This window comes from Treponema sp. J25 (genome assembly GCF_004343725.1).
In the GTDB taxonomy this organism is placed as follows: Bacteria; Spirochaetota; Spirochaetia; order Treponematales; family Breznakiellaceae; genus J25.
Genome location: NZ_PTQW01000003.1, coordinates 68,697 through 88,373 on the forward strand (window position 1 = coordinate 68,697; position 19,677 = coordinate 88,373).

17 protein-coding genes are annotated in these 19,677 nt (G+C 51.0%); 11 read left to right on the plus strand and 6 right to left on the minus strand.

Translation table 11 applies throughout. The features are described 5' to 3' along the window. Window positions 1-39: 39 nt before the first annotated feature. Together C5O22_RS00380 and C5O22_RS00385 are read right to left on the minus strand one after the other, a co-directional pair. Complete coding sequence (locus C5O22_RS00380) at window positions 40-1,305, minus strand: hypothetical protein (RefSeq protein WP_132779028.1); 1,266 nt, start codon at window positions 1,303-1,305, stop codon at window positions 40-42. Between the two features lie 11 nt (window positions 1,306-1,316). After that, on the minus strand, window positions 1,317-1,979 hold the full coding sequence (locus tag C5O22_RS00385; protein ID WP_132779030.1) for a TP0733 family outer membrane beta-barrel protein: 663 nt from the start codon (window positions 1,977-1,979) through the stop codon (window positions 1,317-1,319). Between the two features lie 439 nt (window positions 1,980-2,418). Between C5O22_RS00385 and folD the strand changes: the two genes are divergently transcribed. The 6 genes from folD to C5O22_RS00415 all read left to right on the plus strand — a co-directional run bounded on the left by folD (window position 2,419) and on the right by C5O22_RS00415 (window position 7,431). Next, a complete protein-coding gene (folD, locus tag C5O22_RS00390) occupies window positions 2,419-3,306 on the plus strand; it encodes a bifunctional methylenetetrahydrofolate dehydrogenase/methenyltetrahydrofolate cyclohydrolase FolD (protein WP_132779032.1) in 888 nt (295 codons plus the stop codon). 129 nt (window positions 3,307-3,435) lie between these two features. Continuing rightward, window positions 3,436-4,263, plus strand: a complete 828-nt coding sequence (folE2, locus tag C5O22_RS00395; protein ID WP_243692826.1) for a GTP cyclohydrolase FolE2 — start codon at window positions 3,436-3,438, stop codon at window positions 4,261-4,263. Beyond that, window positions 4,256-4,606: a hypothetical protein gene (locus C5O22_RS00400; RefSeq protein WP_132779034.1), complete on the plus strand. Its 351-nt coding sequence runs from the start codon at window positions 4,256-4,258 to the stop codon at window positions 4,604-4,606. The genes folE2 and C5O22_RS00400 overlap by 8 nt, the downstream gene beginning before the upstream one ends. A gap of 43 nt (window positions 4,607-4,649) precedes the next feature. Further along, window positions 4,650-6,020: a tRNA (N6-isopentenyl adenosine(37)-C2)-methylthiotransferase MiaB gene (gene miaB, locus C5O22_RS00405; RefSeq protein WP_132779036.1), complete on the plus strand. Its 1,371-nt coding sequence runs from the start codon at window positions 4,650-4,652 to the stop codon at window positions 6,018-6,020. After that, the gene (locus C5O22_RS00410; RefSeq protein WP_132779038.1) at window positions 6,005-6,367 is read left to right on the plus strand and encodes a LapA family protein; all 363 of its coding nucleotides are present in this window, start codon (window positions 6,005-6,007) and stop codon (window positions 6,365-6,367) included. The genes miaB and C5O22_RS00410 overlap by 16 nt, the downstream gene beginning before the upstream one ends. 17 nt (window positions 6,368-6,384) lie before the next feature. Then, window positions 6,385-7,431 (plus strand): SPOR domain-containing protein, encoded by a 1,047-nt coding sequence (locus C5O22_RS00415; RefSeq protein ID WP_132779040.1) that lies wholly within the window; start codon window positions 6,385-6,387, stop codon window positions 7,429-7,431. Window positions 7,432-7,435: 4 nt separating this feature from the next. On the opposite strand, the gene C5O22_RS00420 is transcribed toward C5O22_RS00415, so the two are convergent. From C5O22_RS00420 to C5O22_RS00430, 3 genes are read right to left on the minus strand one after another with little or no spacing between them, the layout of a single operon-like run. Next, window positions 7,436-8,944 carry a pallilysin-related adhesin gene (locus C5O22_RS00420; protein WP_132779042.1) on the minus strand — a complete coding sequence of 503 codons (1,509 nt, stop codon included), beginning with the start codon at window positions 8,942-8,944 and terminating at the stop codon, window positions 7,436-7,438. A 27-nt stretch (window positions 8,945-8,971) separates the two neighbouring features. Then, window positions 8,972-10,012, minus strand: a complete 1,041-nt coding sequence (locus C5O22_RS00425) for a DHH family phosphoesterase (protein ID WP_243692827.1) — start codon at window positions 10,010-10,012, stop codon at window positions 8,972-8,974. Further along, window positions 9,975-10,595 carry a vWA domain-containing protein gene (locus tag C5O22_RS00430; protein ID WP_132779046.1) on the minus strand — a complete coding sequence of 207 codons (621 nt, stop codon included), beginning with the start codon at window positions 10,593-10,595 and terminating at the stop codon, window positions 9,975-9,977. The genes C5O22_RS00425 and C5O22_RS00430 overlap by 38 nt, the downstream gene beginning before the upstream one ends. A gap of 137 nt (window positions 10,596-10,732) precedes the next feature. On the opposite strand from C5O22_RS00430, the gene cfpA reads away from it, so the two are divergent. The 4 genes from cfpA (at window position 10,733) to C5O22_RS00450 (ending at window position 17,732) form a co-directional block, all read left to right on the plus strand. Continuing rightward, window positions 10,733-12,787, plus strand: a complete 2,055-nt coding sequence (gene cfpA / locus C5O22_RS00435) for a cytoplasmic filament protein CfpA (RefSeq protein ID WP_132779048.1) — start codon at window positions 10,733-10,735, stop codon at window positions 12,785-12,787. 217 nt (window positions 12,788-13,004) lie between these two features. After that, window positions 13,005-14,018: a hypothetical protein gene (locus tag C5O22_RS00440; RefSeq protein ID WP_132779050.1), complete on the plus strand. Its 1,014-nt coding sequence runs from the start codon at window positions 13,005-13,007 to the stop codon at window positions 14,016-14,018. 18 nt (window positions 14,019-14,036) lie between these two features. Then, the gene (locus C5O22_RS00445) at window positions 14,037-16,676 is read left to right on the plus strand and encodes a putative PEP-binding protein (protein WP_132779052.1); all 2,640 of its coding nucleotides are present in this window, start codon (window positions 14,037-14,039) and stop codon (window positions 16,674-16,676) included. A 183-nt stretch (window positions 16,677-16,859) separates the two neighbouring features. After that, window positions 16,860-17,732 (plus strand): Cof-type HAD-IIB family hydrolase, encoded by an 873-nt coding sequence (locus C5O22_RS00450; RefSeq protein WP_132779054.1) that lies wholly within the window; start codon window positions 16,860-16,862, stop codon window positions 17,730-17,732. Between the two features lie 22 nt (window positions 17,733-17,754). Here C5O22_RS00450 and C5O22_RS00455 read toward each other — a convergent pair whose 3' ends face one another. Next, complete coding sequence (locus C5O22_RS00455; RefSeq protein WP_132779056.1) at window positions 17,755-18,456, minus strand: hypothetical protein; 702 nt, start codon at window positions 18,454-18,456, stop codon at window positions 17,755-17,757. A 221-nt stretch (window positions 18,457-18,677) separates the two neighbouring features. Between C5O22_RS00455 and C5O22_RS00460 the strand changes: the two genes are divergently transcribed. Beyond that, window positions 18,678-19,652, plus strand: coding sequence for a PEGA domain-containing protein (locus C5O22_RS00460; protein ID WP_165910353.1), 975 nt, complete (start codon window positions 18,678-18,680; stop codon window positions 19,650-19,652). Window positions 19,653-19,677: the final 25 nt, after the last annotated feature.

Genomic DNA, 19,677 nt, shown 5'->3' on the forward strand with positions numbered 1-19,677 from the left:
GCTCCCCTTCCGTCTTCCCCGATGAAGGGAACCGCTCCTTTATTGGGCTTCCTCTTTGTTCCAGGTTTGGTCACGGCAAGACCAGAGCCCATCAAGACTCGTAGAGGCAAAGAGCACACCATTTGCCCCATTGGGCCCCTGGTACAGGGCCGTAACCGCCTTCCGTCCCAGGGACTGTTCGTAGGTGTCGTTGTCGCTTACGGTAGTGGGGCTCCCCTCGCCAGGGCTCTTAAAGCTGATGCTGCTTGGCATGGCACCGCTTGAAAGGGTAAGCTCCAGGTACCCCCGGGTGTAGGAAGAGCTGGTATTCACAAAACCGACAAGAAGCAGGTCCGCGGTTGTGTCCGAGGGTGCATACCACAGAGCCAGGGCGCCGGTGAAAAGATAACTGCTATATGAGTACACCTGGCTAAAGGAACTACTATTGCCCACGAGGAGGTAGCCCCCCTCGTAGTCGTCGGTAGTGGCGGTGGCCACCACCTGGGACCCTACCAGAATAAGGCCATTCAGGTTGTAGTCGCTGTTGGTGCTCCCCGAGATGGGGTCATTCACCGAAGAAAGGTTCGAGGTGCTGTAGATCCCCGAGCCTGCAATAGCCAGGTAGTAGGTTGAAGAACCATCGTACACCGCCCCCACGAGGGTGCAGGTAGAAGCAAGGGACCCAAGGCCCGACACGGTGGTAAAGCTTCCTGAACCACTATAATACAGCACCCCGTAGTTCCCATTGCTGTTGTGGCCCCCCGCAAAGAGGTAGGATCCTGCTCCAAAGATGGTCTCCACCCGGCAGCCCGTGGTATTAGTAACTTCCGACCAGGTGCTCCCACTTAGCTGGTACACCGCGCTGGCACTGGTCCCTTCGCCGGACACCACAAGGGCGTACAGGGCGCTATTTGTAGCCGCCACGGCCCGGACGGTGCCCGCCGCCCCGGGCTGGCTTGCCATGAGGCTCCAGGTGGTTCCATCGTATTCCCACAGCCGTCCATTGGCTACATACAGTTTGTTAGATAATTCCACAATCCGGGAGGGGGTCCCTTTAATAATAGCCTCTTTCGGGGCGGTCTCCTTGGAAATTTCGTAAAAAATCGGGTTAAACTTGCAGGAGCCCAGGAATAGGCCCCCGAGGATCACCAGAAAAAGCGGTGTCCTCTGGAAGAGTCCCGGGGTTCTTCGTGGAACCCCGCCACTGCTTGCCAGTACGGGGGACTTTTCATGCCCCCAGGCCCCGGGGCAACGGGTATGTATTGATTCTTTATGGTACATCTTCTTGTGTCCCTTCCCCTGTGTGTTCCAGTTTGTATGTTTCATCTCCCGCTCCCTTAGAAATGATACCGCGCGGCCAGGTTGATGGTTAAGAAATTGCCGTAACTGTTTTTGCTGCTATCGCTTACCCATTGGGGCACCCACCAGTATTCGGCGGAAAGTCCAAAGGACCAATCGGAATTAAAACGCCAGAAGAGGGCCCCCGCCGGCTTTATAAATAGGCCGAAGTAGCCTTCGTCAAGATATCCCTGGTTGGCGGCTCCGATGGTAAGGGAAAGGGGAAATTCAAAGCGTCCAACCACCGGTTGATATCCTATGCGAAATCCAAAGGGAACGATGTAGAGCATGTTTTCGCCCAGGGTGGCCGCAAAGCTTCCTCCCAGTTCTCCTCCAATGAAAAGGGTGGGGGAAAGAAAATAGTTATAGCTCAAGTACCCTGTTCCGCCAAAACCTACCTTGTTGTCCAACAGTCCTTCGGGACCATAAAAAAAGAGAGGTACCGACAGCCCCGCGGCAATCACAAAGGTTTTATCGCCAGGGCTGTACCGTGTAGGGGTATAGCCTTTCCATTCCGATTCTATGGGGAGACTTCCTTCTTCTCCTGACCCTTCCTGATCGGCAGAACCGCCTCCACCTGCCTCCTGGGCCATGGTCATAGGAAGACCTACCATGATCCATACCAGGAAAAATCCTACCAATCGTTGCCAAGTGTACTTCATGGATCTCTGCTCCTTACGTATTTGCTTCGCATGTATCCTTTTTTTATTTTGATGATACCATTGGGCCGGACTTACTCCCGCACCCTCAGGTGGTTTTCGTCAATTTTAGAGCTTCTTTTCCCTCAAGGGAAATAACGATAGCTGTACTATATCCTGGATACCTCCTTTAGGCAATCGGGTAAAGAATTTCCCCCTTTCCTCAGCAATTGGGTCCCCCGCCTATCAAAAAAAACTCACAAAAACCCTTTCCTGCGATGAACAATGAAGAATACGGCCAGCCCTTTACCTTTGTTTCGATTTTTTCGGAAGGCCGGAACGAGAGAAGGGAGTACCACCTCCTTGTCCTTTACCCAGGCTGCCCAGGGGGGGCACTCCTTGTCCAGTTCCCCCCTGTTGTGATAGAACAAGCGTACACAAGCACTCGTTACAGGAGGAACCGATGGCCGCCCAGATTATTGATGGAAAAGAAATTGCCCGGAAGGTCCGGGAGCGTCTTATCCCCCGGGTGGCCAATCTCCAGCAGCAGGGGGTGGCGCCCTGCCTCGCGGTTATTCTTGTGGGTACCGATCCCGCGAGTGTTTCGTATGTTACCGCCAAAGAACGGGCCCTGGCAGAAGTAGGGATGACGAGCCGAGATATTCGGCTCCCCGCCGATACCACTGAGGAAGCCCTTCTTGAACATATCCGGGATTTGAATGGGGATCCGGCGGTGCATGGGATCCTGGTACAGCTTCCGCTCCCGTCCCATATCGATGAAGAACGGATTCTTATGGCTATCGATCCAGCTAAGGATGTGGATGGCTTTCATCCCCTCTCGGTGGGGAACATGGTGCTGGGGCGAAAGACCTTTTTGCCCTGTACCCCCCATGGGGTGCTAGTGTTGCTTCGGGAATTGGGAATACCCACAAAGGGGGCCCATGCGGTGGTAGTGGGCCGATCCAACATTGTGGGCCGTCCCCTGGCGAACCTGCTTTCGGGGAAGGATATCAACGCGACGGTCACGGTTTGCCATACGGGGACCCGGGATCTTGCCTCCTTTACCCGACAGGCGGATATCCTCATCGCCGCGGTGGGGCGTCCCCATCTCATAACCGCTGATATGGTAAAACCGGGCGCAGTGGTGATCGATGTGGGGGTAAATCGGGTTGAGGATCCCCAGAGTAAGAAGGGCTATCGCCTCGTGGGGGATGTGGATTTTGATGCGGTGCTTCAGGTGGCTTCGTACATTACTCCGGTGCCGGGGGGGGTAGGACCCATGACCATTGCGATGTTGCTCCAGAATGTCCTTGAGGCCGCCGAATCCCGGCTGGGGCCTGTTTGCCGGTGAAGCTTCCGGAGTGCAGATATAACACGGTAAGAAGTGCTGGGTCCCAGGGGATCGGTTCTAAAACAAAGGTTACCGCAGCTCTGGATGCGGCCCCGGTCCAGGGCGCTCTGGGAGGGCGAGGTATCTACAATGAAGGATGGAGTAATAGAAGGTTCCTGCCGTTGTACCATGATGGATGTCCAGAATCAGCCGGATGAACGGGATATTCCCCTGGCGAAGGTGGGCGTAAAGGGGGTTCGATACCCCATCACGGTTCTCGATCGGGAGCGGGGGGTGCAGCATACCACCGCCACGGTGGATCTCTTTGCGGATCTTCCCCGTCATTTTAAAGGAACCCACATGAGCCGCTTTATCGAGGTATTAGAACGCCATAAGGCGGATCTTTCCATGCCCCGGTTTCTCCAGCTATTGCGGGAAATTCGGCAGGATCTGGATGCAGAGGCGGCCTTTGGGAGTATCACCTTTCCCTACTTTATCGAAAAAAAAGCCCCTGTTTCGGGACTTCCCAGTTCCATGAGCTATGATTGTCGGTACGAAGGGTGGGTAAACTCAAAGGAAAAACATTTTACCGTGGCGGTATGGGTGCCCATAAGTACCGTGTGTCCCTGTTCCAGGGCCATCAGTGAACGGGGAGCCCATAACCAGCGGGGTATTGTCAAGGTAGAAGTAGAGTTGGGGCCCTTCTTCTGGATAGAAGACCTGGTGACCCTGGTGGAAGGGGCCGCTTCAAGCCCGGTGTATACCCTCCTGAAGCGGGAGGATGAAAAATATCTTACCGAACACGCCTATGATAACCCTAAGTTTGTTGAAGATGTGGTGCGAGATGTGTATATTGGTATCAGGAATCTCCAAAAATTTCCGCGCTTTTCGGTGGAGGCGGAAAATTTTGAGAGTATCCACAACCATAGTGCCTACGCGTATGTATCTTACGGGGGCAAAGGAGTAGACCATGAATGATATTGTTCCTACCAGAGAACTTGCAAAAGATGGTGTGGCTGCCATTGGGGGCATTGCTGGCGGTATTGGACTCCTTATTTTAGGAAGCCTTCCTTCAATTTTTGGTATTGTGGCAGGAGGCGTGGTGGGTCTTATCGGTCTCGGCGCCATGGGGTCCTCTGACCCGTCGGATAAACGGGCGGGATTGGTTGCCCTCTTAGCAGGAGGACTCACGGTGCTTTCTAAAGTGGGCATCTTCGCAGGCCTGGCGAATGGTTTTCTCGGTCTTGCTACGGTGGGCCTCCTGGGCATGGGAATCTGGAAGGCTATAAAATTCTACAAGGGGCTCAAGAGTCGGGCCTAAGCCAGAAAAATAAGAAAACGCCGCATAAGGATAGAAGTACAGGGTGACCTACTTTTTTGAAACCTACGGATGTCAGATGAATGTGGCCGAGTCGGCCGCCATGGAATTTGTACTCAAGGAACGGGGCTGGACACCCTCAGGGGATGCCGAAGAGGCAGACCTGGTGGTGATTAATACCTGTTCAGTTCGGGCAACCGCGGAAAAACGGGTGTTAGGGCGTTTAGCCCACTATCAGGCCCTGAAGAAAAAGCGGCCCTTTACCCTGATGGTAACGGGATGCATGGCCGAACGGTTGGGAGAAAAACTCAAGGAACGGGTTCCTGCCGTGGACTATGTAATGGGGCCGGCGTACCGTTCCCGCTTCCCTCTCATTTTGGAAGCGATAGAAAAGGGCACTCCCTTTGTAGAAACTGACGAGGCTCCCGTGTATCGATTCGCCTCTTCCCATCTAGAAGAGGGGGCCTTCCGCAGTTTTGTACCCATCATGCATGGGTGCAATAATTTTTGTTCCTACTGTATTGTACCCTACGTGCGGGGACGGGAAGTATCCCGGGACCCTGCCTCTATCCTGGAAGAAATTCGCCTCCTTGCGGATCGGGGAGTCCGGGAAATCACCCTTTTGGGGCAAAATGTCAATTCCTATCGCTGGGAAGGGCCCCTGTCGTTCCCTGAAGGGCCGTGGGAATTGCAGGTGTGGCGAGAGGGGCCCCTCACCTTTGCGGGGCTTTTGGAACTGATCGCCCAAACGATTGAGGGAACCCCTATTCGCTGGGTTCGTTTTCTCTCGAGCCACCCTAAGGATTTTTCGCCAGAGGTGATCCGGGTTCTGGCGGAACACCCCGTTTTTTGTCGTCACCTCCATTTGCCTGTTCAACATGGGTCGGATCGCATTCTTTCGGCCATGAATCGGCGGTATACTAAGGGACAATACCTCGATCTTGTGGCCCGTTTGCGAGAAGCCCTGCCAGGATTGAGCCTTTCCACGGATATTTTGATTGGATTCCCCGGCGAAACAGAGGAAGATCTGGAGGCTACCCTCGATCTTATGGAGAAGGTCCGTTTCCTGTATGCCTACATGTACCACTTTAATCCCCGGGAAGGAACCGCCGCGTATAGTTTGCCTAACCGGGTTCCAGAAGAGGTGAAACGGCAACGCCTTGCCCGGGTTATCGAACTCCAGAAACACCATACCCGGGAACAGCTTAAAAGTCGTTTAGGAAGCCCTGTTCGGGTACTTATAGAAGGAATTTCCCGAAAAAATGCCGATGAAGTATTAGGGAGAACCGAGCGGGACGAAATGGTCGTTGTTCCAGGGGATGCGAGTCTTATCGGAACCTTTGGCGAGGTAACCCTTTCCTCTTTGCGGGGAAATACGTTCCGGGCTAAGGAGTTTGTACCATGCCATGGCGATTAGTACGATGGGTGGCTTTTATTGGGGTGCTGGTACTCTTTATCGTTTTTAATATGGGGAACCTCTGTACGATTTCATTTGGGCTTGTTACCCTGCGGGAGGTGCCGGTGTACCTTCTTGTCTTAATAAGTTTTGGTCTCGGAATGGCCGCGGCCTTGCCCTCGGTGTTTGCCGCGTGGGCTCTGGTAAAGTATCAGAATAGTCAAAAAGCCCCAAAAGGGCGGCTTTCTAAAAAAAGAGGTGGCGGCCGGGGGGAAATTTCTACCGTGGCCCGGGAAGGGGATGCTCCCGTTGATGTACAGGGCCGGAGGGAAGAAGAGGATCCCCTTCGTTCGTACGGAATTGATTAGTGTTTTTTGAGGGACCGATGCACCTTTCCATGGTTCCAAGAAAAGACAGGTCCCACTTTTCCTCGGCGCTCTTCCTGTTTTGGGTGGGTATCGCCCTTTGTTCCCTGGATGCGCAGGAGGGGCAAAAAAAGGACCTGGGCTCAGAAACTGTTTCTTCGTCGTCCCTTCCAAAAGTAGAAAATGGGGTAACTTCCCTGTCTTCCCCTAAAGGAAACCAAAGTCTGGCGAATCGGATCCTGGAACTGCAACGCCAAAGCAAAGAGGGCTCCCTTTCTCAGCGACAGGATGCGCTTTTAGAACTGGCCCGGCTGTATTTTCTTGCGGGGAAGCTGGAAGAGGCGGCCCTGTTGTACGAAGAAACCGCCGCATTGAATGGTCCTGGCCGGGATGGAGCCCTCTTCGAGGCGGCCCGATCCCATCTTTTAATGGGGGAGACCCAAAAAAGTCGGGCCCTTCTCCTTAAAATTTCCACCACTGCGGGGGGGCTCTGGAATAAAGCCCAGCTGTTGTTGTTCCTTGGCGTTACCTTCGAATCAGGGGTTGTGGAAAAGGCTTCCCTTGAAAAACTTCTTGGGGATCCAAAACTTTCCGAATATGTTCCGTTTCTGTACTGGTGGTCCTGGTTTATTACCGGAGAGGAAGCGTATCAACGTCTCTTGGTTCAGCAGTATCCTGCCTCACTTTTTTGTACCTTGGCAGATCTTCCCCCTTCAAAGGGCGCTCCCGTAACACTTTTGCCCCGGGCCCTGTGGCTTTTGGGGTCCTCCGCGGCTTTCGCAAGTCAAAATACCCTTGGTGTTCCGATAGAGCTTACTTCATCGCAGGGAGAAATTCCTTCCCGTTCTTATGTCCAGGTGGGTCTTTTTAGCCGCGAGGCAAATGCCCGGGAATTACAGAATAAACTTCAGGGCAGGGGCTTCCCCACTGCCACTATTATTCTGAGGACGATCCAGAATGTACCCTATTGGTCGGTGGTCATTCCAGCAGCACAAGAGGATGTTTCAGCGGTGGTGTTAAAATTAAAAGATGCAGGATACGAGGCCTTTCCTGTCCAACTCCCGTAGTACCTTATTGTTCTATTTTTCTCAATCGCAGGGGGACGAGGTTCATGGTCTGGATTCCCTTACTGGAAAGCTGCACCCGGCTCAATACTAATATGGTCCCCGTTTTCCCTTCTTTCTGTCGTTCTACCTGGTAGACCACTCGAGGGGAAGACCCCGTTTTAGGGTGGAGTTCCAGGAGTTCCGTGGAACCATACTGGAAAAAGAGATATTTGCCTTCCTGGATTTCCTTCCCCTGGGGCCAGAGAAAAGTCCCATCGGCGTTAAAGTGCAGGGAGCCCTCGTTGCCTTCATATTTTTCAGAGACCCACGGTGAAAGGGGCTGGGGAGCTGCTTCTTCATGCTGAGATATTTTTCTGTCGGCGCCGGTCATTTTCTGGTATACTCCATCCCAGCTGTCGGCGACACCAATTTTTATTTTCACATCTTCATAGATCCGGAGGGTAATCGTATCCCCATTTTCAAGATTTACATCGATGAACCTTTTTAAGGTAGTAATAGAGATATTTTGACAGGTAATGTAAAGGCCATAGCGGGTAGGGGATGAATTGGTCCAACTGTATACTTCCTGGGTGCCCTCGGAGTAAAAGATGATTTCTCGACGTTCCGGGTCAAAGTATATGGAGCGTCGACCACTGGTGGCGGATTGTACCGAATACCATAGGCCCTGCAGGAAAGCCTCTACCTTCCCTGGTGTCCCATCCACAAGGTTGCGTAGTTGGCGTTGAACCACCGATTTTCGTTCAATTCGATTTGTCCCTACTCGGACGTACTGACCACTGGAGGGATCCCAGTTATAGATTACTTCGATTTGATCCAGAATATTACTCGATTCCAGGTCCCGGCTCAGGGTGGAAATAGGGAAGCTAGGAGCCCGGGTCAGCCCCATCTCATAGGCTTCGGTGCGTTCGGACTCTTTGATCACGATGGAACCATCCACTGCCAGTTCTGCGATTTTACTAAAAGCGACAGGGGAATTCTTCTCTTTTTTATGGAATACCGTGATGGTCTGTTCCCCCCGGTCGTTGAGTCCCGTTAGAATAGCACAGATGCTCCGATCTCCCAGGAGATCTTTCGTAAAAAGGCGGAGGGTTTGGGGCCTGGTAATGATCGTTGGACTAGACCAGACCTTTTCATAATTTCCGTTGGTTTCGTTAAAATCGATGTACATGAGGTACACCCGGTTTTCGGCATCCCCATTCTTCCGATACGCTACAAGCTGTTCTTCGCTCGGGTCCCCATCGAAATCCTGGGTAAGTACCGATAGGGGAAGTTCTGTAGGAGAGAGGGCTATTTTTACGTTATTGGAGTCTTCAAAGGCAAGTTGTTCCGTGTCTACCGTATTGGCACTGAGAAACTTTTCTGAATCGATGCGGGGGGTGATAACCTTCCCTGTCTGAGAAGGGGAAGGGCCGGATATCTCTTTTTCAGAACCGGTGAGAGCAAAAAATACTACCAGTGCCGCTGTAAAGGCAAAGAAAACCAGGATCACCGAGGTGCCACGGAAGTGTTTCATAAAAATGCCTGCCCATCTTGACAAGAACTATCCCTTAAAAAGGGGCAGTACCCTTTGTAGCACCTTTTGCCGGGTTTCTTCAAGATTATCGGAGCTCTTAAAACCCGCCGCATTTTTATGGCCCCCACCTCCGAATCCCTGGGCGATGCTTGCCACGTTGATAGCCCCTTTAGAACGGAAGGAACAGCGGATTACCCCATCCAGGTTTTGTTTGATAAAAATCGAAACTTCTATATCCCGACTTTTGAGGGGAAGGTTGATAAAATGTTCCGCATCTTCATAGGCGGCTCCCGTTTCCAGAAGATCCTCCTTGGTCATATATTGAAGGGCCACATGTCCATCTCCCTGAATTTCCAGGGTGGAAAGCACTTTTTTCTGGAGGAGGAGGGCCCCAATCGAAGCGGTTTCATATAGAGCCTGATACACCTCAGAAGGAACCGCCCCGGCCTCCACCAGAAAGAGGGCTGTTTTAAAAGTTCTGCTTGTGGTTTTAGGATAAATGAAGGAGCCTGTATCATATACGAGGCCCGCATAGGCCGCCATAGCCCCTACCCGAGAAATAGGAACGTTATAGAGACGCACGAGATCGGTGATGATTTCGCTTGTAGCAGCGGCATCGGTGTCGCTATATACCGGAAGCTGGGTAAGAGGGCTTGGTTCATGGTGGTCAATGATGAAAAAATTTTCCATTTTCTGGAAAAGAACTTCCTGAATGGGGCCTATGTTGTATTCGTCAGAGGTATCTACAATACAAACCCCTGTTTTTTCGGAAGGGAAGGGGGGTACCCCTTCCTTAAAAGCTTTGATATGACCCTCCGGATCCATGAAAAGGTACCGTTCAGGGATGGGATCTGAGTTAAGGATCCATACTTCTTTTTCCAGGGAACTCAGCAACTCCCGTAAAAGGAGTTCTGCCCCGAGCCCATCCGCATCGGGACTCGCATGGGTAGTAATAATAAAGTGGGAAAAGCGATGGATGAAGTCCTGTAACTGCTGTGTATCCGCTTCCATGATTAAACCTGTAATCCCCTTACGGTTGGTGCTGGCGAGACAAAAGGAACCGGGCATACTCCTGAGTGGCCTGACGGGCTTTCTCCCCCGTTTGTTCAGAAAGGATAACCAGTTTCCACCCCGGGTGATCTTCCACCACCGAGTATTGCAGGTACCTCTGGAGCTGAGCTTCGGTGCTATGAGTACGATTCCCGCCGCTGGTGCCCATAATCAGAATGGTAAACACCACATCATCTTCTCGTTGATAGTATTTTCGGAAGAACTGGCGACTTATTTCGAGGGCCGCCCGATAGTTAGCCTCTTCTGGCCGGGGCTGGATCGAATCGAGGAGATTGAAAATTTTGCTAAGATCCTCTTGAGAGGTAAGGGAAACTTCCCCGATTGATTGGGGGGATGCCGTAATAGGGGTTATGCCGATACGATCGCCAGGCACGCCGATTTCTTTAAGAAATCCTTTTAAGAACGCTATCATTGGGCCAAAGGAGTTTCCCATCGCTGGCGAGGTATCAATAAGGAACATGATGCGCACATTCTTTGTTCGGCTATCCTCCGCAAGAAGACGGATAGGAAAGAGTATCGAGAGGCAAAAAAGACCCCAAAAGCAGCCTGCAAAGGCCTTGTACCACCATTTTCTTCTCATATGCACCTACTATACCACAAATTTGCTTATAGTTTACACCAAAAAATAAAAAAACGCTTTACATTTTTCGAAGAATGTTGATAATCTAGTACATAAGGAATGTTACAACGGAATCACCGTTAATAAGGAGTCAGGATATGGGAGCCATTGACCTGCCCAAGAGCCCTAACGTGTTTCATCCGGAAAAGCCGAGTGCTGTCGGTTCACGGAACTCGCTGGCCCAGGAGTACCGGGACCAACAGAAAGAAGTGAACCAACTCCTCGAAGAGGAAACGAATAAAGTTCTCCATCACCTTCAGGCAAAGCTGCCGAAGGAGGTGCTCGAGCGGTTGGACGTGATGGGTGGTTTGAAGGAGAAGTTGTACAACTACTTCAACCAGAACTATCAGAACATGTTTAACCGGTACATCGTGACCGCCGAAGACGAGATGGTCAAGAAGATCCGGAATTATATCGACAAGGAAGAAACCAAGGTCCTTGCTCGATATACCCCCAAGGAAATTGCGGATCTCCTTGACCAGGTTGGTGGGGCCGACAAGTTCAACACCGGTGAAATTGAAAAATCCATCGTGAACATGTATGGTCACCTGCAGGGACACATCCAGCGGGGAGTGAACGACCTGGAAAACCTTACGAACAGCCTGTTGCGGCAAAAGACCGACGTAGGGGCCTTTATCCGGGGCGAAAATGCCTACTCGGTAGTAAAGTGCGCCTTCAAAGACAATATCACCAAGCCAAAGACGGTCTGCGATGTAAAGCTATCGGTGAACATCCTGGATTCGGAACTTATTAGCCCTATTTTCCACTATCAGGTCACCGTAGAGTACCTCATTAAGGATCTCCTTTCCAAACACATCATGGACTGCATCGATAAGGAGATCGAAAAACTCAAGGATGAACGGATCGATCAGGGGCTCGAGGAACTGTCGGATAGCGAGATCATTTTTGCCAAGATGAATAAGGTGGAAAATTACACCGATGATAAGGTAGATGATCCAAAGTCCAAACGCTACTCGATCATTGCCAAGTCCCTCATGGACCGGATCAACGACCTGCGGGCCGAAATCGATCCGGCAACCTTCGATCAGCTCAATATTCGGGAAAATCTGAAGAAGATCATCGACATGGAGAATATCCGGAACCGGGGCTTTAATACCGCGATCAACTCCATCACCTCTATTCTGGATACCTCCAAGATGGGCTATCAGTATATTGAAAACCTCAAGAATGCCCGGGAGCTTATTATTCGGGAATACGAAGATACGGATGTGGCGAACCTTCCCGATGAACGGTACCAGATCCGGCTGAAGTATTACGATAACGCCCAGCTGCAGGAAGAGCGCAAGGCCTACGATGTGCAGATTAAGAGCTTTGAGACCGAAGTGCAGCACCTCTGGGATGTGCTTGAGATGATCTATGAGGACTCCAAGTTCCTTACCCGGATTACGGACTTTAATGACCTCGCGGCCCTCTACAAGAAAAAGATTAAGCGGAAGATTAAGGACCGCACCGGGGATCCTCTCTATGAAGACATTGCCAAGGTGTGGGATGAAGTTTCCTTTATCAAACCCGGCGAGACCGAAGTAGAGCGGATGAACCGAACCTATCTCTACGAAAAAGACAAGATCCGGCATAAGCTGATCATGATGCGGGAAAAGATGAAGACCATGTATGGGTATCAGTATCCCATCCAGCGTCGGGTCATGGAAGAGCGGCTTAACTTCCTGGAAAAGGAATTTAACCGCTTTGATTACATGATTAATCCCTATCATATCCAGCCGGGTCTCTTGCTGGACGTGGATATCACCTCTATCAAGCGGAAAAAGGCAACCCTGGACGGGATGGCGAACGTCCTCAATGAATTCCTCCATGGGGTTTCTAAGGGCTTCCAGGATGCGGCCTTTGCTTCCTTCAGCCGCCGCCGGTCTACGGTACGGCAGGACATTGCCCAGTCCTTTGCAGAGTCTTCGAGCATTAAGGACGCGGTAGATCCGGGTAAAGCCTACCTGGATATGATCAATGCGGAGGAATCGAGCAGCGTGGTTTCTGCTCTGGCGGATTCGGCACCTGCTAAGACCACAGGACGTGGTCGCCCCGCAGCAAAAAAGGAAAGCGCCGCGGTGGTAGATAACACTGGTAAACGAGGACGTCCCCGGCGGAATGCCGAAAAGGGTGATATCCGGGAAGTTTAACCAGTGAATATAAAAATATTGGTGAAACTAATACAAATGGAGAAGTCCTCTGCTGAGGAACTTCTCTAGGAGAAAGAAAGGGAATGTAGAGTGCCAGAGAGGGTTATTTTACGTCCCCTTTTTTGTTAGTGGCCCCTATCCCTATAAGGGCGGAAAAGAATGAGCCGGCCTGCGGGTAAAAAGGGGCCTGTATTAAAAAAAATCCTGAGGAGGTCTTATGGAACAGGTCATGGAAGTTCTTTCAACAAGGGCTGGATTTAATCGGGTAGTGCGGCATATCAAGAGCACGATTTCCTTGGTGGATGCCCTCTCTCAAAAGCAAAACCTGGCGGATTACGTGTATGAACTGGGGACTAAAGGCGAAGAGGTAAGTTCCCAGAGGATAGCCCTGCTTTTGCGGATGCTCCTGGTGGATAAGCTGGGGTATGCCTACGGGGCAGTCAATCTTGAGGATGTTCCAGATTCGCTAAAGACATTGGGAGAGGAATTCCAGAAATGGAAGGCCGTAGACCTGGTGGTGGCCTATTATCATCCTGACATGGATCTCCTCGTGGCAAATCCAAAAGATGAAGATCAATTGCAGCAATTAGAGCCCCTTAAGAAACACGAGTTACTTGTGGTGTATGCGGGTAAATTTGAAAAGGGGTCCGATGAACTCTGTCAAAAAGCGGTAGAAGTTGCCTTGGGCCTTTTTCAAAAAAAGAAGATTGTAATTCCTGAAGCGCTCTATGTGGGCGAATTTGGTATTAAGAAAAAGACTTCTTCTATGCCAAAAGAAACGGCCAAAAAAGAGACGGCTCGGGCCAGCAGTACCCGTAAAAAGAAAGCAACGGAAGGCAAGAAAACGGTGGCCGCGTCTTCTCCCGCGAAAACCCCTGCGCCTGCTACCACCGGTGTGGGACGGCGAATGACTCCCCTCTATTCAGTGGTGGTACAGAACGAATTGTTCCATAATGGTAACGTGGAAGCATGGAAGCGTATCATCGAAAGTTATAAAACGAAGTACCCTGATCTTGAAGTATATATTTATTACGAAGGGGAGCGGATCGTAAATATCAATTCCCTTTTCAAATGGGGGAAGGTAAAACACGGCAGTACTATTCAATTTGCAGTAGCAGGAGAAAATATCCGGGATGTGGCAAAGCTGCAGCGGTACCTTATGCAGGGAGCAAGTCCCCAGTTTGAGGCTTTTCTGAAGGGGCCCGTGAGCACGGTGCTTAAACTTTTTTAAGGCAGGCGAGGACACACCATGGATAATATATATTTTTTTAGTGGTCAGGATAGGCTCCCCAAAACGGTGGATCGAGAACTCCTTGGTATTCGGGGCCGTCAGGCAGTAGAATTTGCGGAACTTGGTTTTCCTATTCTTCCGGGTTTCATTATTGATGCCCGGCTTGCAAGTAAATTGGAATCCGTTGATATTCAGCGGGATATAAAAAAATTACTGGATAAATGTGCTCTTTTCGTGGATAAAAAAATAGGAGATCCTGATAACCCTCTCCTTTTGAAAATTGTGGTTTCTTCGAACCTGGCTATCAGTAACTATCCAACCCTCCATAATTTTGGATTGGTTCGCTCGGTGATCGATGGCTTTGCCCGTTGGGTGGGGAATCAGTTTGCCGCCCATGAGGTTCTTTTCTTAGTCCGGGGCATGCTTAAGATCGAAGAATTACTGGCTATCGCAGAGAACGATACGACCCGCTTGCCTGATGTACAGATGCAACTGCGAAATGTGGAAGGAGAACTCAAGCAGGAGCATCCTGCTCGGGATGCCCTTTCGTATATGAACGAATATGCCCCCTATCTTCCCCTTGGTTTTTTTGACACCGCCGAAGACCAATTGATAAGTGCCCTGCGGCGTATTTCGCGGCTTCTTTCCAAGGATGAACAAAACGATAATGATACGGCCCTGATGGTACAGCCAATGGTGTACGGGAACTATGGCAAAGACTCCTGTTCGGGTTTTTTCTTTTCCCGCAACATTGTAACCGGAGAAAAGAAACTTCAGGGTGAATTCTATCGGGAAAAATTTAATGAAATTGGAGCCCAGGGGCAACCCATAGAAAAGATTGGGATAGATCATCTAAAACAGCTTGAGCAAATAGCCTGGACCCTGGAAGATCGCTTTAAAGAAATTCGTCAGGTCCGTTTTACCGTAGAAAAGGGGAAGCTCTGGCTTATCGAACAGCGACCGGTGGAACAAAAGTCTACCCAGGCGGATATTAAATTGTTGCTGGATCTGGCGAGCCGCAAAGTCGTGGATGAGGCCTACATTGTGAAGGCTATTCAGCCACCGCGGCTCAACGAAATTCTCCATCCGGTGATCGATTTTGCTTCGACCAAGGAACTGCCTAAATACACAGGTGGCATTTCCGGGGCCCCTGGGGCAGCAATTGGTCGGGTGTTTTTTAGTACCGAGGCGCTTCTTGAGGCCCATAAAGTGGCGCTCCAAAAAAATGAGGATGCCCGCTTTATTCTGGTAATGCCCGCTACCTTTGCGGATGATGTTAAGGCCATCGAGGTTGCGACGGGGGTGCTTTCCTGTGAAGGGGGCTATTCGGCCCATGCATCGGTGGTGGCCCGTCAGTACGGAAAGGTGTCGGTGGTGGCGCCGGAAATGAAAATCCGGGGGAAAAAAGCCACGCTGGGGGACCTTTCCTTTGGTGAAGGGGACTACATCACCCTGAATGTTCCCTATTATGGCGAACCATCGGTGTATTTAGGCAAAGCCTCCCTTATTGAACCGGATCCCAAAGAGTCGGGCCTGCTGGAATATATCCAAATTTGTAAGAAATTTGTAAAGCATTTCCATGTCCGGGCCAATGCGGATAGTCCCCGGGATGCGGCTTTGGCTTCTTCCTTTGGGGCCGAAGGGATTGGTTTGTGCCGGACTGAGCACATGTTCTTCCATAAGGATCGGATCAACGTATTCCGGGAGATGATCCTCTCGGATACACCGGCAGAACGGGCGGCGGCCCTTGAAAAATTGGAACCCATGCAGCGGGATGATTTTTATGGCATCTTTAAAGCCATGGCCGGTAAGGAGGTAACGATCCGCTTGCTGGATGCGCCGCTCCATGAATTCCTTCCCCATAACGATGAGGAACTTCAAGCCTTTATGGCATATCTCGAAAAAGCCCGGGGAAAGAAGCCCTCTAAGTCGGAACTCCTTGCCCGGATCGAAGCCCTTGCGGAATTTAACCCCATGCTCGGTCACCGGGGCTGCCGTATCGCCGTCTCTTATCCAGAAATTTACGCCATGCAGGTGCGGGCCATCTTCGAGGCGGCCTACAAACTCCGGGAAGAAAAAATCGATGTGCGGCCAGAAATCATGGTGCCGGTGGTGATGAACGCCTCGGAGGTTAAGCTCATCATTTTTGGGAAAAAGATTGAAGGGAAAAACTATCGCGGGATTGTGGAAATTGAAGAAGAACTGCGGAATCAGCGAGGACTGAAACCCCTTTCCTATCGGGTTGGTACCATGATTGAACTTCCCGCCGCCGCCCTCGGCGCAGGAGAGATTGCCCGGTATGCCCAGTTCTTTAGTTTTGGCACCAACGACCTTACCCAGACAACGCTGGGTATTTCCCGGGATGATTTTACCTCCTTTATGCCCGATTATACCCTGTTCGACCTTTTGGAAGGGAATCCCTTCAGTACCCTGGATCCCCGGGTAAAGGAACTGGTGGCCCTCGCGGTAGAGCGGGGTAAGATGACCCGGCCTGACCTGGTGTGTGGCCTTTGTGGTGAACATGGGGCAAACCCGGCCAATGTGCGGTTCTGTATGGAAGCGGGGCTTGACTATGTGTCCTGTTCCTCCTATTCGGTGCCGATTGCGCTTCTTGCGGTAGCCCAGGCAGAGCTTGAGCGGACTGCCGTAAAGGGCTAGCCTACGGGCTGACCAAAACCGGTGTGGAAAAAGATCCGCTTTTGCTTCATAAGGTAGGAAATCTGCGACCAGGCTTCCCTCTTCAAAGGGAGAGGGAATGCGGGTGATGGGTTGTGTGCTAGATAGATGAGCGGTGGCGCGCCATAGGTGTACCACCGCTATAATGGTAAACTCTTATATTCTATGAATTTGTTTCAGTCTTCATTTCAGTTGCAAAATATTCGGGCCCTGGCCCTGGACCTGGATGGGACCATTTTACATACCGATGCTTCATTAGGAATTTATACGAAGGAGACCCTACGGCTTTGTATTGAAAAGGGGATAACGCTTATTTTTTGCACCGGCCGTAGTCCTGAAGGGGCCGAAGCCTACCGGGCAGCCATCGGCGCCAGTGGCCCTATGGTCTTTTATAATGGGGCCTGTGTGGTAGATGTTCCTGCAGGGGAGGTGTTACAGACCACTCTTCTTGAAAAAGAGGTGGTTCTTGACTGCCTTTCTCTTGTTCGGAAAGAGAACCTTCATTTTCAGGTGTATACCCCTGATAACCGGCTGTACTATGAGAGGGATCGATCGGAAGCACGGGCGTATGAAAAACGGACCGGTGTGCATGGTACGGTAGTTGATATCGAGCACCTTTTTATTGCTCCGCATAGGGGCACCCCTCACGGAAGCTATTATCCCGGGGTTATCAAGGCCATGGTTATTGCTCCACCCGACCGGCTTTCGCTTGTGGAATGTTTTCTTGATGAACGGTATGGCCCCGCGGTTTATCATACCCGCAGCCATGATACGTACCTTGAAATTCTTTCTCCCGCCGTTTCAAAGGGGAAGGCCCTTGCCCGGGCCCTGGAACTCCGGGGGCTTACCAAAGAACAAACCCTCGCCTTTGGGGATGGCGAAAATGACCTTCCCCTCCTCGATGTGGCCGCCTGCCTTGTGGCCCCCGAAAATGCGGATCCCCGCCTTAAAGAGCGGGCCTGCCAGGTGGTGCCTTCCTGTGATGAAGAAGGCCCCGCCCGCTTTATTCGCCAATATGTGCTAAAGACGGAAACCTAGGGGCCCTTTTGCTTTTTAGGAATTAGAACAGGATAAGCTTTGCCCCGATGGTCCAGCGCAGGGGCATGAGGATGTCGTCGATGGAGGGGATGAGGTATTCTTGGCCTGCTTTTAAGGAGTCATAGTAATTAGCATCATATTTCCCTTTGAGCTGACTAAAGCTGGGCCGCACAAAGTTGAACTTGATAAAGAACCCTACTGGTTTAATATTCACACCCAATCCTGCTCCCATGGTAAGATAGGCCGAGGCCATAAGGGGATCGTCATCATCGATATAAGGATCTAGGGCTGAATAACTATTAAGTTGATTCTTGTAGTAGTAGTCATAGGCTACCATCCCTATTCCACCTTCTACAAAAGGATCAAGGAATGCGGCTCCTCCGAGGAAATGGTAAGAAAGGTACAAACATACATCGTAGGTGTAGAGGTCAAACAGGTGATCCTCGTACGTGCCGCTATAATTGTCATAATTATCATAGGTAGCTGGGGGCTGATAATTAAAGCTTAATCCCAATCCCCAGTTTTTACCCAGGATTTCCGCAAAGGCGCCAAAGAACACTCCCTGGCCATTGTTAAAATCCTCAAACACCTGTTTCAGGCTGGGCCAGTTTCCGCTGGCGTCCTTCTGGTAGTACTGGACTCCGCTTAACCCAAAGGTAATTTCCGCAAAGAGCCCCCCTGTTACCAAGGTAAGGATCGTCATTATAAGAATGGTCTTTTTCATGGTTCATTCCTCCATAATAAGGTTCCTTGATGAATAAGGAATCTAGATCCGTTCTCAAATATAGCGCAGGGGATAAAAAAACAAGAGGGGCTTTTACAGTTTTTACAAAGTTGTTTTCTCTCGCCATTTTTATTGAAAAATGTTTTTTCTCCTTATATACTTTGAAGGTAAGCTGTCTCAGGCGTACAAGGAAAGAAATCTTTTTAATTGGCGAGGTATGTATGAAGAATGTTCAAAGGCTTCTTGTTTTTTCTCTGGTAACAATCCTTGCGGCAAGCCTTTTTGCCCAGGCCATGGTCAATCTAACTATCGAGGCAAGCGAAGGCCCTGCCCAGGTCATTTTGAATGGAAAACTCTATGGAATGGCCAATCCCCGGCTTACCATCCGGGTGGCGCCGGGGATCTATGAACTAGTGGTCCGAAAATCGGGGCTCCCCGAATTCCGCCAGCGGATTACCGTCCCTGCCACAGGGCTGGTGGTACAGGCTCCCCTCGGGGCTCCTCAGACCTTGCCGCCTCCCCAAACGGCTCCCCAACCGATTAAACCCCTATACACCTTGTCGATACAGTCTAACGTAGCGGGTGCCCAGGTTTCGGTAAACGGAAGTAATCTGGGAAGCGCCCCTGTCCAGGCAAACGTAGAGGCGGGTACCTATCAGATTCAGGTTACCGCCAATGGATATGAGGTGTACCAGGCCAACATACAGGTTTCGGGGAATACGGTGGTAACGGCTAACCTGAAGCCCTTAAGTGGTCGGATTACCATTAGTGCCAACGTGAATGGCGCCGAGGTGTTCCTTAATGGGGTTCGCGCAGGGGTTACGCCCTTTACAACGGAACTTCCCTATGGGAGCTATAATCTTAAGGTGAGTGCACCGGGATATCAGGACTATACGGCAGGAATTGTTGTATCCGGTCCTCAGAACCTGGTGGTTTCTCTCATCCCCATGATGGGAACCATCCGGGTAAGCATCCCTGCCCCCTACCTGGTGCGGGATCATAAGAATCCCCTCTCCCTTATTGATCTGTATGTGGATGGGGTAAAACAGCGGGATCTTACCGTCCAGGTGGTGGCGGGGACCCGCAAGGTGACCCTCGTGACGGGGGTGATTACCTTTGAAACCACCCTCACGGTGGAGGCAGGACGGACCTATGTTCTAGAACCCACCTTTGGTTTTACGGTACGGCAACAGTAAAACCAAAAATGCCCCAAGGGCATAA

Coding starts and splice junctions, on each gene's coding strand:
- C5O22_RS00380 (WP_132779028.1), bottom strand. CDS start 1,305: ATGAAACATACAAACTGGAACACACAGGGGAAGGGACACAAGAAGATG.
- C5O22_RS00385 (WP_132779030.1), bottom strand. CDS start 1,979: ATGAAGTACACTTGGCAACGATTGGTAGGATTTTTCCTGGTATGGATC.
- folD (WP_132779032.1), top strand. CDS start 2,419: ATGGCCGCCCAGATTATTGATGGAAAAGAAATTGCCCGGAAGGTCCGG.
- folE2 (WP_243692826.1), top strand. CDS start 3,436: ATGAAGGATGGAGTAATAGAAGGTTCCTGCCGTTGTACCATGATGGAT.
- C5O22_RS00400 (WP_132779034.1), top strand. CDS start 4,256: ATGAATGATATTGTTCCTACCAGAGAACTTGCAAAAGATGGTGTGGCT.
- C5O22_RS00410 (WP_132779038.1), top strand. CDS start 6,005: ATGCCATGGCGATTAGTACGATGGGTGGCTTTTATTGGGGTGCTGGTA.
- C5O22_RS00415 (WP_132779040.1), top strand. CDS start 6,385: ATGCACCTTTCCATGGTTCCAAGAAAAGACAGGTCCCACTTTTCCTCG.
- C5O22_RS00420 (WP_132779042.1), bottom strand. CDS start 8,944: ATGAAACACTTCCGTGGCACCTCGGTGATCCTGGTTTTCTTTGCCTTT.
- C5O22_RS00425 (WP_243692827.1), bottom strand. CDS start 10,012: ATGCCCGGTTCCTTTTGTCTCGCCAGCACCAACCGTAAGGGGATTACA.
- C5O22_RS00430 (WP_132779046.1), bottom strand. CDS start 10,595: ATGAGAAGAAAATGGTGGTACAAGGCCTTTGCAGGCTGCTTTTGGGGT.
- cfpA (WP_132779048.1), top strand. CDS start 10,733: ATGGGAGCCATTGACCTGCCCAAGAGCCCTAACGTGTTTCATCCGGAA.
- C5O22_RS00440 (WP_132779050.1), top strand. CDS start 13,005: ATGGAACAGGTCATGGAAGTTCTTTCAACAAGGGCTGGATTTAATCGG.
- C5O22_RS00445 (WP_132779052.1), top strand. CDS start 14,037: ATGGATAATATATATTTTTTTAGTGGTCAGGATAGGCTCCCCAAAACG.
- C5O22_RS00450 (WP_132779054.1), top strand. CDS start 16,860: ATGAATTTGTTTCAGTCTTCATTTCAGTTGCAAAATATTCGGGCCCTG.
- C5O22_RS00455 (WP_132779056.1), bottom strand. CDS start 18,456: ATGAAAAAGACCATTCTTATAATGACGATCCTTACCTTGGTAACAGGG.
- C5O22_RS00460 (WP_165910353.1), top strand. CDS start 18,678: ATGAAGAATGTTCAAAGGCTTCTTGTTTTTTCTCTGGTAACAATCCTT.